Origin of the sequence: Caballeronia sp. Sq4a, assembly GCF_023170545.1 — a bacterium.
Classification (GTDB): Bacteria; Pseudomonadota; Gammaproteobacteria; order Burkholderiales; family Burkholderiaceae; genus Caballeronia.
The window spans coordinates 772,071-786,897 of the sequence record NZ_CP084251.1; the positions used below are offsets into that span (position 1 = coordinate 772,071).

The following is a 14,827-nucleotide window of genomic DNA, read 5'->3' on the forward strand; positions in this document are numbered from 1 at the left end:
TACTCATGCGGCCCCTTCGCAAAGTGTCTTGCCGAACAACAAGCGGTCGCGATAGCGCGAAACATCGGTGCCGCTCTGAATCAGATCGAAGTACCAGCCGCCGTCCTTCACGTCGCCGTACAGGACCGTGCCGATCACGCGGCCCGCTTGCAGCACGAGTCGCTTGTACACGCCGCGGCGCGGATCGCGCAGCACGAGATCTTCGCTGCCTTCGCCGCCGATGAGATCGCCCGCGGAATACAGGTCCACACCGGTTACTTTCAGCTTGGTCGCGGTTGCACGCTGCACGTAACGCCGATGCCCCGCGCCCGCGAGATGCGCGCCGGCCACGCGCGCCTGATCCCAGATCGGCGCAACCAGACCGAACGTGGCCGAGCGATGCTGCACGCATTCGCCGACCGCATACACGCGCGGATCGAACGTTTGCAGCGTATCGTCGACGACGATCGCGCGATCGCAGTGCAAGCCCGAAGCCTTCGCCAGCGCGATATTCGGGCGCACGCCCGCGGTCATCACGACGAGGTCCGCCTCGATCTGGGTGCCGTCGGCAAAGCGCACCGCTCGCACGCGTTCGTCGCCGACGATCTCGGTGGTTTGCGCGGCCATCGCGAAGCAGAGGCCTTTCGCTTCGAGCGAACGCTTGAGCAGCGCGGACGCGCTCGCGTCGAGTTGCCGATCCATCAGGCTATCGCTCGCATGCACGACGGTCACCGACATGCCCTGTCGCTGCAACCCGTTCGCCGCTTCGAGCCCCAGCAGTCCCCCGCCGATGACAACGGCGCGGCGATGATGGCGCGCGGCCTCGCGCATCACTTCGACATCCCGAATATCTCTGAACGCGATGACGCCCGGCAGATGGCGGCCGGGCACGGGAATCACGAACGGCGTGGATCCGGTCGCGATCAGCAAGCGATCGTACCGTGCTTCGCGTCCCTTCTCCGATCGCACGATACGGCGCGCACGATCGATTTCGACGACCGCATCGCCCGCATGCAGCGTGATGCCGTTCGCGTCATACCATTCGCGCGTGTTGATGACGATATCGTCGATGCTCTTTTCGCCGGCGAGCACCGGCGAGAGCATGATGCGGTTGTAGTTGCCGTGAGGTTCGGCACCGAACACGGTGATGTCGTACAGCTCAGGCGCGATCTTCAGCAACTCTTCGACCGTGCGCATGCCGGCCATGCCGTTGCCGATTACCACGAGCTTCTGCCTCTCGACGCCAGCCGCGCCTGCCGCAGCCGCAACCGCATATTCGGTTCTCATGCCGCGATCCAGACTTTGCCGCCCGCGACGCGCGCGCGATACGCATTGACCGAACGCTCCGGCGCTTCGAGGCATTCGCCCGTGCGCAGATCGAAGTGCTGTTTGTAGAGCGGCGAGGCCACGACGATCCGTTCGCCGAGACTGCCGACGATGCCGCGCGAGAGCACGGCGGCCTGCGAGTGCGGGTCGACGTTGTCGATGGCGTACACCGTGTTCGCATCCGCCGCGACGTGAAACACGGCGACCTGCGCGCCGTTGACGAGCGCGCAGACACCCGTGTCGGGCACGATATCGTCCAGTTCGCAAACGGCGGTCCAGTCCGGTTCGATACGGTCGTTCATGGTGTGCTCCTGTGTTCAGACGGTTTCGACAACAACGGGAATTTCGATGCGCTTAGTCTTGCGCTCATCCGGCGTCGCGGGCCGGATCTGGCCGCGCTCTTCCACGAAGGTCACGGTCTCATCGCCCTTGTCGCTGTTCACGAAATGACGGAAGCGCTTGCGGGTTTCAGGGTCGGTGACGGCCTTCTTCCACTCGTCTTCGTACGTGTCCACGACGAGTTGCATCTCGGCTTCCAGCTCATCGGCGATATCGAGCTTGTCGTTGACGACCACATCGATCAGATAGTCGAGACCGCCTTCGAGGTTGTCGCGCCATACGCTGGTACGCTGCAGGCGGTCGGCGGTGCGCACGTAGAACATCAGGAAGCGATCGATGTAACGCACGAGCGTCGCCTGATCCAGATCGGATGCGAGCAGTTCCGCGTGACGCGGCTTCATGCCGCCGTTGCCGCAGACGTAGAGGTTCCACCCTTTCTCGGTCGCGATGACGCCGATATCCTTGCCCTGCGCTTCGGCGCATTCGCGCGTGCAGCCCGATACGCCGAACTTGATCTTGTGCGGCGTGCGCAAGCCCTTGTAGCGATTTTCCAGTTGCACGGCGAGGCCGACCGAATCGCCGACTCCGTAGCGGCACCACGTCGAGCCGACGCACGACTTGACCGTGCGCAGCGCCTTGCCGTACGCATGTCCGGATTCGAAGCCGGCCGCAATGAGTTCTTCCCAGATGAGCGGCAATTGCTCGACGCGCGCGCCGAACATATCCACGCGTTGCCCGCCCGTGATCTTCGTATAGAGCCCGTATTTCTTCGCGATCTGACCGACGGCGATGAGGCCATCGGGCGTGACTTCGCCGCCCGCCATGCGCGGCACGACGGAATACGTGCCGTCGCGCTGGATGTTGGCGAGGTAGTAGTCGTTCGAATCCTGCAAGCTGGCGTGCTCTTTCTTGAGCACGAATTCGTTCCAGCACGAAGCGAGAATGCTTGCGACCACGGGCTTGCAGATATCGCAGCCAAGGCCCTTGCCGTGTTTCGCGAGCAGGGACGCAAACGTGCGATGTCCTTCGACTCGCGCGATGTGATACAGCTCTTGCCGCGAATAAGCGAAGTGTTCGCACAGGTGATTGTTCACCGCCAGGCCCTGACGACTCATCTCCGACTTCATCACTTGCGTGACGAGCGGCACGCAGCCGCCGCACGATGCGCCCGCCTTGCACGCGCTCTTCAATGCGCCGATGCTCGTCGCGCCCGCGCAGACCGCCGCGCAGATCTCGGCTTTGCTCACGTTGTTGCACGAGCAGATCTGCGCTGCGTCCGGCAATGCCTCGACGCCGAGCGCCGGTTTGGCCTTGCCGTCGGCTTGCGGAAGAATGAGGAATTCCGGCGCTTCGGGCAGTTCCATCTTGTTCAGCATCAACTGCAAGAGCGTGCCGTATTCGGTCGCATCGCCGACCATCACGCCGCCGAGCAGATACTTGCCGCATTCCGATACGACGAGCTTCTTGTAGACCTGCTTGCGTTCATCGCTGAATTGATAACAGCGGCTGCCGGGCGTCTTCGCGTGCGCATCGCCGATGCTCGCCACATCCACGCCCATCAGCTTGAGCTTCGTGCTCATGTCCGCGCCCGCGAACGACGCTGCTTCGCCCGACAACTGCTTCGCGACGATGCGCGCCATGTCGTAGCCCGGCGCCACGAGGCCGAACACTTGACCGTTCCACGATGCGCATTCGCCGATCGCGTAGATATGCTCGTCGCTCGTGCGGCAGGCGTCGTCGATCACGATGCCGCCGCGCGGGCCGACTTCGAGCCCTGCGGAACGCGCGATATCGTCGCGCGGACGAATGCCTGCGGAGAACACGATCATGTCCGTGTCGAGATGCGCGCCGTCCGCGAAGTTCATGCGATTGAACGCGCCTTCGCCGTCGACGATGGCAAGCGTGTTGCGGTTCGTATGCACCGTCACGCCGAGCGCCTCGATCTTGCTTCGCAGCACGCGGCCGCCGCCTTCGTCCACTTGCACGGCCATCAGGCGCGGCGCGAATTCGACGACGTGCGTTTGAAGCCCCATGTCGCGCAGCGCCTTCGCGGCTTCGAGCCCGAGCAAACCGCCGCCGACCACCGTGCCCGTCTTCGAACGCGCGCCGAACGCCTGCATCGCTTCCAGGTCTTCGATGGTGCGATAGACGAAACATCCTTCGCGATCCTTACCTTCTACCGGCGGGACGAATGGATACGATCCGGTCGCCAGGACGAGCTTGTCGTAGGCGAGCGTTTCGCCGGTCGATGCCGTGACGGTACGCGCCGCGCGGTCGATGGCGACGGCTCTCGCATTCAGCTTCAGCGCGTAACCGGAACGCTCGAAGAAGCGTGCTTCGACGAGCGAGAGGTCGTCCGCCGACTTGCCCGCGAAAAACTCCGACAGATGCACGCGGTCGTACGCGGCGTGCGGTTCCTCGCACAGCACCGTGACATGCAGTGCTTCATTGGCGCTTTCCGCGAGGCATTCGAGGAATTTGTGGCCGACCATCCCGTGGCCGATGACAACGATCTTCATGACAGGGACCTTTCCTCAGTGGGCAACGCCGTTATTGACTGCGAGCGCGCTTTCACGCAGCGCGGCTTCGCGGGCCTTGTGTTCGGGAGAGAAGCGCACGGCGATGGCGCACAGCGCCGAGCCCGCGACCAGCACGCCGAGCAGCGAGAGCGTCTGCTGCACGTTGCCGACGCCCTTCATCAGAAAGCCCGCGGCTACCGCGCCTGCATTGCCGCCCGCACCGATCACGCCGGCCACGCCGCCGAGCGCCTTGCGGTCGATGAACGGCACGAGCGCATAGGTCGCGCCGCATGCCATGTGCGTGAAGAGACCGAAGGCGATCATCGCGATGACGGCAAGCGCGATGCTGTCCGCATGCGCGAACGCATACAGACCGATGCCCTCGCCCGCGATCAGCACGAAGAGCAACGTCGCGCGAATGTCGAGGCCGCGCCGCGCGGCGGCTTTATCCGAGAGCCAGCCGCCGAGCGCGCGGGCGAACAACGCAAGCAAGCCGAAGCTGCCCGCCGCCATGCCCGCCTGACCGAGCGACAACCCGAAGTGATCGACGTAATAGACCGCCGCGATGTTGTGGATGAACACCTCGACGCCAAAGCACGCGCCATAGGTCACGAAGAGCATCCATACGCGATAGTTCGCGCAGGCGGTGACAAAGCTCTGCCAGCCGCCCTTCTTGCCACCGTCGATGGCGATGCCCGCCCGACGCAGTTGCGCGAAGTCGCCTTGCGGACAGTCCTGCGTATAACGCCAGTAGAAGAAAGCCATGACAGGCATCGCCAGGCCCGGCACGATCAGCGCGATACGCCATGCCGATGCTTCGCCTGCGCCCAATGCAATCGCTGCCGCGACGAGCAAGGGCACGATGGCTTGCGCCGCGCCCGCGCCTGCGTTGCCCCAACCCGCGGTCGTCGCGTTGGCCGTGCCCACGACGTTCGGCGCAAACATCACCGACGTGTGGTACTGCGTGATGACGAAGCTCGCGCCGATAGCGCCGATCGCGAGCCGGCACCACAGGAAGCTGTCGTACCCAGTGGAAAGCGCCGCGCCGATGACCGGCACCGCGCCGACGAGCAACAGCGCGCTGTACACCTTGCGCGGGCCGAAGCGGTCGCACATCGGGCCGACCACGAGCCGAACGAGAATCGTCACCGCAACCGCTGCGATGTTGATGTTGGCGATCTGGTCTGCGTTGAGTCCGTATTCGCGCTTGATGAGCGGCATGAGCGGCGCGCACGCGAACCACGCGAAGAAGCACACGAAGAACGCCATCCACGTGAGATGGAAGGCGCGCATCGGCGCAGTGCGCAAGCTGAATAGATCGATTCGGGTGGCTTTATCCATCGTCTTTCCGCAAAAAGAAAGGCGTCCCGCGCATCCGGCCGATGGCCAGATGCAGGGGACGCCGTTGTCCGTGCCCACTTGGCTTCAATCAGCCGGGCGCTATGTTCAGGACGGATCGCCGTTGATCCGATGGCGAGACTAAAGGCAAGGCCTATGCCATGCGCGTGGCATCGTCCGCTTTCGCTTGCGGCGTAAGGCTTTGCGCGGAGAGCGCACTCGTTGCGTGCATGCATCGGGCGTCGCATTCGGATGCACGCCGGCACAGCGATGGTGCGACGCAGCACTCATCGCGTGCGAAGCGCGATGCGTGACCGCACGTGTACGAACCGGTTAGCGCACGCCGATACCCATTGTCCGCGCGACTTCTTCGTGGCGAATGGCATCTGCAAAGAAAATGGCCCGCTTATTGCATTGGAAGGAAGGCCGCGGCAACGGCGCCGTTGGCGCATGAGTATTGACGGATCGAACGCACCGACTGCGAACCACGGACAACGGCGTCCCTCGTGCCCGACACGAGCGGACGCTTTGCGCGTTCGCCGCGCCGATTCCAGCAACATGCGATACAGGACCGAATATGAGCACCACTCCCGCGAAGAACCCAGGCAAAGTCACGCTGCTGAGCGCAGGCCCGGGCGACCTCGATCTGCTGACCATCCGCGCCGCCAACGTGCTCGTCTCAGCGGACATCCTGCTGCTCGACGACCTCGCGAATCAGGACATCGTCACGCTCGCGCCGCGCGCTCGCGTGATTCGCGTGGGAAAACGCGGCGGCTGCAAGTCCACGCCGCAAGCGTTCATCGAGCGCCTCATGCAGCGTTACGCGAAGAAGGGCCTGCACGTCGTGCGCGTGAAGGGCGGCGACGCCTTGTTGTTCGGTCGCGCAGGCGAGGAACTGACCGCGCTGCGCGGCGCGGGCATTGCGGTGGACATCGTAAACGGGGTGTCGTCGGGCTTTGCGGCGGCGGCGAGTCTCGGCGTGTCGCTCACGCATCGCGACCATTGCCAGGGCGTGACCTTCGTGACAGCGCACATGCAGGATCACGGCGAACCGGACTGGCGCGCGCTCGCGGCCACCGGCATGACGCTCGCCATCTACATGGGCATGAGCCGCATTGCGAGCATCACGACGACGCTGCTCGACGCGCTGCCCGCCAGCACGCCGGCGGCGGTGGTGCAGCACGCCGGCTCGGCGCATGAGAAGCGGCTCGTGACCACGCTCGATCGCCTTGCCACCGATGCCGCCGCAGCCGGACTCGGCAGCCCGGCTGTGATCTTCGTGGGCGGAGCGATCGGCGAAGCGGTGGGCTTTGCGGTTGATTCGGCGGCGCGCCGCGAGCACGGTTTCGCTCACGCGGCCTGAGCGACGCCGTCATGCGGCCTATGCCATTCGGCCAGGTTTTCGCTTGTGGCGCCGTGCGTTAGAGTCGAATCCACCGATACCCCGAACACCGCCTCCCGCTCAACAGATGCTTCGCGTCCTACTCGTCACCGACACAGACAAGCCCATCGGCGATCTTCGCGATCAGCTCGCCCGCATGGGCTATGAGATGCTCGCTGAGGTCGCCGCGCCTGCCCAGTTGCATGCGGCCGTCGAGAACCAGAAGCCGGATGTCGTCATCATCGACACGGACTCTCCTTCGCGCGACACGCTCGAACAACTCGCGGTGATGAATCAGGCCGCCCCGCGCCCCGTGCTGATGTTCAGCAACGACGCGGACCAGCAGTTCATCCGCGCGGCCGTCGGCGCGGGCGTGACGGCCTATTCGGTGGAGGGCCTTGCGCCGGAGCGGCTCGCGCCGATCATCGAGGTCGCGCTCGCGCGCTTCGCCCACGAGACGCGACTGCGGCTGCGGCTGGAACAAGTCGAGAACGAACTCGCGCAACGCAAGCTGATCGACCGCGCGAAGCGTCTGTTGATGGAGCGGCGCGGCATGTCGGAAAACGACGCTTACGCCACGCTGCGCAAACGCGCGATGGATCAGGGCGTGAAAGTCGCGGAAATCGCCCGTCAGCTTCTTTCCGTGGCCGACCTGCTCGGTTAGACAGTACTCCCTATCAAGTCATGAATTCGCCCAAATCCGCTTCATCCGCCACGCACGCGCCCGAACGCACCCATCTGCGGCTCGGCTTCGTTGCGCTCAGCGACGCCGCGCCGCTCGCCGCCGCCGCGCTGCGCGAGATGGGACAGCGCCACGGCATCGAGATCGAGTTGTGCCGGCAGCCGTCGTGGGCCGTCGTGCGCGACAAACTTCTGTCGGGCGAACTGGACGCGGCGCACGCGCTGTACGGACTCGTGTATGGCGTGCAGCTTGGCATCGGCGGGCCGCAGGCTGACATGGCCGTGCTCATGGTGCTCAATCGCAATGGACAGGCGATCACGCTCTCGAATCCGATCGCCGACGCGATCTGCGAAGGGGCCCGCGTGAAGGACGCGCTGACATCGCTCGGTCGCGTGCCGGTTATCGCGCAGACGTTCCCGACCGGCACGCATGCGATGTGGCTCTACTACTGGCTCGCGGCGAATGGCGTGCATCCGCTGCGCGACGTGCGCAGCGTGGTGATTCCGCCGCCGCGCATGGCCGAGGCGCTCGCCGAAGGCACGCTCGACGGCTTCTGCGCGGGCGAGCCGTGGCATGCGGTGGCCGAAGCGCGTGGCGCGGGACGCACGGTCGTCCATACGAGCGAAATATGGCCGGATCATCCTGAGAAGGTGCTCGCCTGCCGGCGCGATTTCGTCGCGCTGTATCCGAACACGGCGCGCGCGCTGGTGCGCACGATGCTCGATGCGTGCGCGTGGGTCGACCGGCCCGAGCACCGCGCGGAAATTGCGCGAGCGCTCGCTTCGTCGGATTTGCTGAGCGTGCCGCGCGAGTTGATCGAAGCACGGCTCGGCTCGCCGCGCGGCATCGCGCCCGTGCGCTTCTTCGATGAAGGCGCGGTGAATTATCCGCGCGCCTCCGAAGGCTTGTGGTTCATCACGCAGTACCGTCGATGGGGCATGCTCGCCGGCGAGAGCGATGACGCCGCCGTGGCCGCGGCTGTGAATCAAACGGCGCTGTATCGCGAGGCGGCGGGCGCTTCGGGCGTGCCGATTCCTGCGGAAGGGCAAACCGCTATGTTCTGCGACGGCCGCGTGTGGGATGGCCGCGATGCGGTGGGGTATGTCGCCGGGTTTGATGTGAGAGCCTGAAGCGGCGCGGACCACACCGGAGATGGCGCATTCCACAAGAATCGGTGAATGGACCGCGTTGGGCGATCGGCGTTCGAGCTTCGGCTCCGCCCCGCCTCGTTCGGCTGGATGATCACTCGCCGGTGCCGTGATGGCATCGCCGTTTAGATGGTGTCGTCCGCGCTGCTTGTGTGATGCGACGCCCGCCAGCGATTGCGCTTCGCTCAATAAACTTCGTGGATGCTTCGCGCGGCCGCATCGGCTTGTGCCTTGCGGCTTTGGCTACGGGTTGCGGTCTGCGCGTGGCAGCTTGCAAGCCGAGGCTCCGCGCCACCGCTCGGGGCTGGGCTCGCGGCTCGGGTTAGGACCTGAGCTTGCGCGTGGACTTGCCCTCGAACTCAACCTCGCACCCGCACCCGGACCGGGAACCGGCCCCGGACGTGCCCGACTAGGCGCCCGGCCGCGAGAGCTCGACGCTTCAGCCATGCCCCCCCGCGCCGTGCACACCCCGCCCCACCTTGACTTACCCCAGCAAATCCCGAGAATGAGCGCCGCCACCGCGTCCAACGCCCCAACGAGCGGCCCGCCCAAACCCGCCCGCGAGGATGTTTTCCCGCGTGATCCGCAACTTCATGGACAATAACGGGATGAGGCACGAACGCCCCGGCGTTTCCTGCGCTCGTCTCACCGGCGCGCGATGCATGTCGCGCCGACGCAGCATCCACGGCAACCGGCCCTTTGCGGCCGGTCAGCCACCGAACTCGGCCACCCGCGCCGCCCGAGGATGAGGTCGTCCTCGAACGCGGCCTACAGGAGCATCATCCATGACCGACATGAATCCGTCCTTTTTTGGCCGGCTGTCCATCGCCTTCGGCGCGTTTTTCGGCATCCTCGGCAACAGCGCGTTCGCCGGCCGCGTGCAGCGTCTGCGCGAAGCCGGCGAAGCGCCGCAAGCACCCGAGGCGCCCATCAAGACGCCCGCTCCCGCCGCAGCGCCCGTTGCCCCGGCAGCGCCCGCGCCGTCGCCCCTGAAGGAAGCGAGCCCGGTCGCCGCGCTCCAGTTGCTGGGCCTCCTCCAGCGCGACGCCCGCTTCATCGATTTCGTCGAGGAAGACATCGCCAATTACAGCGACGCCGACATCGGCGCGGCCGCGCGCCTCGTGCACGACGGCTGCCGCGCCGTGCTGCGCGAGCACTTCACCATCAAGCCGGTGCGCAGCGAAGCGGAAGGCAGCCGCATCACGCTGCAAGACGGCTTCGACGCAAGCGCCGTGCGTCTCACGGGCAACGTCGTCGGCAAACCGCCGTTCAACGGCAGCATCAGCCATCGCGGATGGAAGGTCGAGGAAACGCGCCTGCCGAAGCTCGCGCAGACGCATGACGCGAGCATCGTCGCCCCGGCGGAGGTGGAGCTATGAGCGACTTCGATCAGCAAAACACGCCGCGCTATTCGATCGGCGTCGATCTCGGCACGACGCATTGCGCGCTGTCGTACGTGGATTTGTCCGCGAGCGACGGCGAGAAGACCGCGCAGGGCGTGCTTTCCATCGCCCAGTTGACCGCGCCCGGCGCCGCCGAGGAGCGCGATCTGCTGCCGTCGTTCCTCTACTTGCCGCATCCGAACGAACTCGCGCCCGGCGACCTCACGCTGCCGTGGACGCAAGAGCGGCCCTTCATCGTCGGCGAACTGGCGCGCAGCCGCGGCGCGGGCACGCCCATCCGGCTCGTGTCGAGCGCGAAAAGCTGGCTGTGCCACCCCGGCGTGGACCGGCGCGCCGCGATCCTTCCGGCCGACGCGCCTGAGGAAGTCGAGCGCGTGTCGCCGCTGGAAAGCTCGGTGCGCTATCTGACGCATTTGCGCGAGGCGTGGAATCACGCGCATCCGGACGCGCCGTTCGATCAGCAGGACGTCACGGTGACGATCCCCGCCTCGTTCGATCCCGCCGCCCGCGAGCTCACGGCCGAAGCGGCCGCGGCGGCCGGCTACGCGCGCATGACGCTGCTCGAAGAACCGCAAGCGGCGCTCTATAGCTGGATCCAGAAGTCGGGCGGCGGCTGGCGCAAGCAGGTCAAGGTGGGCGACGTGATTCTCGTCGTCGATGTCGGCGGCGGCACGACCGACTTGTCGCTGATCGCGGTGGTCGAGCGCGAAGGCAATCTCGAACTGCATCGCGTGGCGGTCGGCGAGCACATTCTGCTCGGCGGCGACAACATGGATCTCGCGCTCGCGCACGTCGTCGCTCGCAAGCTGGCGACTCAAGGCACGCAGCCCGATCCGTGGCAGTTGCGCGCGCTGACCTACGCGTGCCGGTCGGCCAAGGAAACACTGCTCTCCGATCCCAGTACCGACACCGTGCCGCTCGTCGTGCCGAGCCGCGGCTCGAAGCTGATCGGTGGATCGCTGCGCACCGAACTCACGCGCGCCGAGCTCACGCAGATTCTGCTCGAAGGCTTCTTCCCGCAAGTGGACGCGTCCGCCCGCCCGGTCGCGCGCGCTCGCGTCGGTCTCACGCAACTCGGGCTGCCGTATGCGCAGGATGCAGCCGTCACGCGCCATCTGGCCGCGTTCCTCGGCCGGCAAGTGAACGCGCTCGCCGAAGTGGAAGGCATCCAGCGCGACGTGCCGCCCGGCGCGACGCTCTTGCACCCCACCGCCGTGCTGTTCAACGGCGGCGTGTTCAAGTCGCACTTGCTGGTCGAACGCGTGATGACGACGCTCAACGCGTGGCTCGCCGCCGAGAACGCGCCGCCCGCGCGGCTGCTCGAAGGCGCGGATCTCGACCTCGCGGTGGCGCGCGGCGCGGCCTATTACGGCTACGTGCGGCGTGGCAAGGGCGTGCGCATTCGCGGCGGCACGGCGCGGGCGTATTACGTGGCGGTCGAATCTGCGATGCCGGCCGTGCCCGGACTGGAACCGCCCGTGTCCGCGCTGTGTGTCGCGCCGTTCGGCATGGAGGAAGGCACCGACGCGGCGTTGCCGGCGCAGGAGTTCGGGCTCGTCGTCGGCGAGCCGGTGCATTTCCGCTTCTTCGGCTCGTCGGTGCGCAGGCAGGATCAGGTCGGCACGCTGCTCGATTACTGGCAGCCGGACGAATTGCAGGAACTGGAAGAAATCGAAGCATCGCTGCCGTCCGAAGGACGAACGCCCGGCGAAGTGGTGCCGGTCAAGCTGCACGCGCGGGTGACGGAAGCCGGCACGCTGGAACTCGAAGCGGTCCCGCGCGGGTCGCAGGAACGCTGGAAGGTCGAGTTCGACGTGCGCGGCAGCGTGAACGCGGATCACGGCGCGGATCACGGCGCGGGCCTGTAAGTGTCGGCGCGCAAGAAAAAGCCGTCGGCGTCGGGCGCGCGGTATCGCGTCGGCATCGACCTGGGGACGAGCAATACCGTCGTCGCCTATGCCGAGGCCGGCTCGAACGATATCCGCGTGTTTCCGGTCGAGCAGCTCGTCGGTCCCGGCGAAGTCGCCGCGCAGCCGCTGCTGCCGTCGCTGCGGTATCACCCCGCGCCGGGCGAGCTCGCGCCGGGCGACGTGCAATTGCCGTGGTCGCCGGCCGGTGCGACGGAGCCGCCCGCGGTCGTCGGCCGCCTCGCTCGCCATCTCGGCGCGCAGGTGCCGGGGCGGCTCGTGTCGAGCGCGAAAAGCTGGCTTTCGCATGGATCGGTGGATCGCGTCGCGCCGATTCTGCCGTGGGGCGCGAGCGACGATGTCGCGAAGGTTTCGCCCGTCGCCGCGAGCGCGAGCTATCTCGCGCACGTGCGCGCCGCGTGGAACCAGCAGTTCCCCGACGCGCCGCTCGAAGCGCAGGACATCGTGCTGACCGTGCCCGCTTCCTTCGATGAAGGCGCGCGCGCCCTCACCGTCGAAGCAGCGCGCATGGCCGGCGTTCACGCGCTGCGGCTTCTCGAAGAACCGCAGGCCGCGTTCTACGACTGGCTCTTTCACCACCGCGAAACGCTCGGCGAGGAACTCGCGAAGACGCGCCTCGTGCTGATCTGCGACGTCGGCGGCGGCACGACCGATCTCACGCTCATTCAGGTCGAAGCCGGCGACGGCGAAGAGCCGCGTCTCACGCGCATCGGCGTCGGCAATCACTTGATGCTCGGCGGCGACAACATGGACCTCGCGCTCGCGCATCTCGTCGAGAAGCAGCTCGCGGGCGGCGACGGGCGGCTGTCGGCGGCGCGGCTGTCGCAACTGGTCGAGCGGTGCCGCGCCGCCAAGGAGCAGTTGCTCGGCGAGAACGCGCCGGCGTCGGCGTCGATCACGCTGCTCGGCGCGGGATCGAAGCTGATCGGCGGCGCGCGCTCGGCGGAGGTGACGCGCGAAGAGATCGAACGGATCATCGTCGAGGGCTTCTTTCCGCTCGTGTCCGAGAACGAGCGGCCGGGCCGCACGCGCGCCGGCATCGTCGAATTCGGGCTGCCTTATGCGAGCGATCCCGCGATCACGCGCCACGTCGCGGCGTTCCTCGCGCAACATGCGACGCCTTCGCGCGAAGCGTTGCGCGATGCGTTGCGCGAAGCTCCGAGAGCCGATGACGCCCTTCCCGTTCCCGACACGCTGCTGCTGAACGGCGGCGTCTTTCGCGCGGCGCCGCTGGCGAAACGCGTCGCCGATACGCTCGGCCACTGGCGCGGCGAGCCGGTGCACGTGCTCGCGAACGACGATCCCGACGTGGCCGTCGCGCGCGGCGCGGTCGCCTATGCGCTCGCGCGCGCGGGCCATGCGCCGAAGATCGGCGGCGGCTCGGCTCGCAGCTACTTTCTGCTGCTCGACGAAGACGGCGACGCCTCGCGCGGCGTCTGCGTGCTGCCGCGCGGCACCGAAGAAGGCCAGGCCATCCATCTCGCCGATCGCACCTTCGCGCTGCGACTCGGCGCGCCGGTGCGCTTTCACCTCGTCTCGTCGGTGGCGGATACCGCGTACCGGGCAGGCGAAATCGCCGATGTCAGCGCCGCAGGCGGCGACTTCGTGCGCCTGCCGCCGATCGCGACGGTCGTCGATCCGCGCGGCCACGCGAACGCCGGCAAGCCGAGCGAGACGCCGGTGCAACTTACGACGTCGCTCACGGAAGTCGGCACGCTGGAGATGCACTGCATCGCCACCGACGATCCCGCGCAACGCTGGCTGCTCGAATTCCAGCTGCGCCGCGAAGAGCCGAAGGGCGATGCCGCCGCCGGCGAGACGCATCCGGCGCTGCCGAAAGCCATCGAACTGATCGACCGCACCTTCGGGACGCGCGCGCAGGACGTCGCCCCGAAGGAAGTGAAGCGGCTGCGCGCGCAGCTCGAACAGGCGCTCGGGCCGCGCGACACGTGGGACATCGCGCTTCTGCGCGAATTGTTCGGCGCGCTGTGGGACCGCGCGAAGAAGCGTCGGCGCAGCGCCGACCACGAACGCCTGTGGCTCAACCTCGCGGGCTATGCGATGCGTCCCGGCTTCGGGCATCCGCTCGACGAATGGCGCGTCGAGCAACTGTGGACGCTTTTCGATCAGGGCATCCAGTACGTCAACGAGAACCAGATCTGGTCGGAATGGTGGACGCTCTGGCGGCGCGCGGCGGGCGGGCTCGATGAAGCGGCGCAGCTGCGTCTGCTCGACGACATGGCGTTCGTGCTCCAGCCGCCCGGCACCAGCCGCTATCGACGAGCGGCGGGCGCGGCGCGCGCGGGCTACGAGGACATGGTGCGGCTCGCGGCATCGCTCGAACGCGTGCCGGTCGAGCGCAAGGTCGAGGTCGGCGAGTGGCTGCTCACGCGCCTGAAGAAGCCTTCGGAGAATCTGCAAAGCTGGTGGGCGGTCGGGCGCATCGGCGCGCGACAGCCGTTCTATGGCAGCGCGCATGGCGTCGTGCCGCCCGACGTCGCGGCGCGCTGGCTCAATGCCATCCTCGCGCTCGACTGGAAGAAGGTCGAGCCTGCGGCGTTCGCGGCGGTGCAGATCGCGCGCATGACCGGCGACCGCTCGCGCGACATCGCGGACGACGTGCGCGCCGCCGTCATCGAACGGCTCACGACGCAGGGCGCCGCGCAATCGTGGATCGCGATGGTGAGCGAGACCGTCGCGCTCGATCGCGCCGACGAAGGCCGCGTGTTCGGCGAGACCTTGCCGGCCGGGCTCAAGCTGATCGGCTGAAGCGCCCGCACGCCG

General features: G+C 66.9%; 10 protein-coding genes. 6 read left to right on the forward strand and 4 right to left on the reverse strand.

Annotated features, from left to right (window positions below):
* Nucleotides 1-3: 3 nt before the first annotated feature.
* The 4 genes from LDZ24_RS17505 to LDZ24_RS17520 are packed head-to-tail and all read right to left on the reverse strand — an operon-like array spanning nucleotide 4 to nucleotide 5,504.
* The gene (locus LDZ24_RS17505; protein WP_248322497.1) at nucleotides 4-1,266 is read right to left on the reverse strand and encodes an NAD(P)/FAD-dependent oxidoreductase; all 1,263 of its coding nucleotides are present in this window, start codon (nucleotides 1,264-1,266) and stop codon (nucleotides 4-6) included.
* Nucleotides 1,263-1,607 carry a nitrite reductase small subunit NirD gene (gene nirD, locus LDZ24_RS17510; RefSeq protein WP_248322498.1) on the reverse strand — a complete coding sequence of 115 codons (345 nt, stop codon included), beginning with the start codon at nucleotides 1,605-1,607 and terminating at the stop codon, nucleotides 1,263-1,265. The genes LDZ24_RS17505 and nirD overlap by 4 nt, the downstream gene beginning before the upstream one ends.
* 15 nt (nucleotides 1,608-1,622) lie before the next feature.
* A complete protein-coding gene (gene nirB / locus LDZ24_RS17515) occupies nucleotides 1,623-4,163 on the reverse strand; it encodes a nitrite reductase large subunit NirB (protein ID WP_248322499.1) in 2,541 nt (846 codons plus the stop codon).
* 15 nt (nucleotides 4,164-4,178) lie between these two features.
* On the reverse strand, nucleotides 4,179-5,504 hold the full coding sequence (locus tag LDZ24_RS17520; RefSeq protein WP_248322500.1) for an MFS transporter: 1,326 nt from the start codon (nucleotides 5,502-5,504) through the stop codon (nucleotides 4,179-4,181).
* 574 nt (nucleotides 5,505-6,078) lie between these two features.
* On the opposite strand from LDZ24_RS17520, the gene cobA reads away from it, so the two are divergent.
* From cobA to LDZ24_RS17550, 6 genes are all read left to right on the forward strand, one after another.
* The gene (cobA, locus tag LDZ24_RS17525; protein ID WP_248322501.1) at nucleotides 6,079-6,864 is read left to right on the forward strand and encodes a uroporphyrinogen-III C-methyltransferase; all 786 of its coding nucleotides are present in this window, start codon (nucleotides 6,079-6,081) and stop codon (nucleotides 6,862-6,864) included.
* Between the two features lie 106 nt (nucleotides 6,865-6,970).
* The gene (locus tag LDZ24_RS17530) at nucleotides 6,971-7,546 is read left to right on the forward strand and encodes an ANTAR domain-containing response regulator (protein WP_248322502.1); all 576 of its coding nucleotides are present in this window, start codon (nucleotides 6,971-6,973) and stop codon (nucleotides 7,544-7,546) included.
* 20 nt (nucleotides 7,547-7,566) lie between these two features.
* Nucleotides 7,567-8,694 (forward strand): CmpA/NrtA family ABC transporter substrate-binding protein, encoded by a 1,128-nt coding sequence (locus LDZ24_RS17535; protein ID WP_248322503.1) that lies wholly within the window; start codon nucleotides 7,567-7,569, stop codon nucleotides 8,692-8,694.
* An 803-nt stretch (nucleotides 8,695-9,497) separates the two neighbouring features.
* On the forward strand, nucleotides 9,498-10,091 hold the full coding sequence (locus tag LDZ24_RS17540) for a DUF2760 domain-containing protein (RefSeq protein WP_248322504.1): 594 nt from the start codon (nucleotides 9,498-9,500) through the stop codon (nucleotides 10,089-10,091).
* Nucleotides 10,088-11,983 carry an Hsp70 family protein gene (locus tag LDZ24_RS17545; RefSeq protein WP_248322505.1) on the forward strand — a complete coding sequence of 632 codons (1,896 nt, stop codon included), beginning with the start codon at nucleotides 10,088-10,090 and terminating at the stop codon, nucleotides 11,981-11,983. Before LDZ24_RS17540 ends, LDZ24_RS17545 begins: the two co-directional genes overlap by 4 nt.
* Nucleotides 11,984-14,812, forward strand: coding sequence for an Hsp70 family protein (locus LDZ24_RS17550; protein ID WP_248322506.1), 2,829 nt, complete (start codon nucleotides 11,984-11,986; stop codon nucleotides 14,810-14,812).
* The last annotated feature ends 15 nt before the right edge of the window (nucleotides 14,813-14,827 follow it).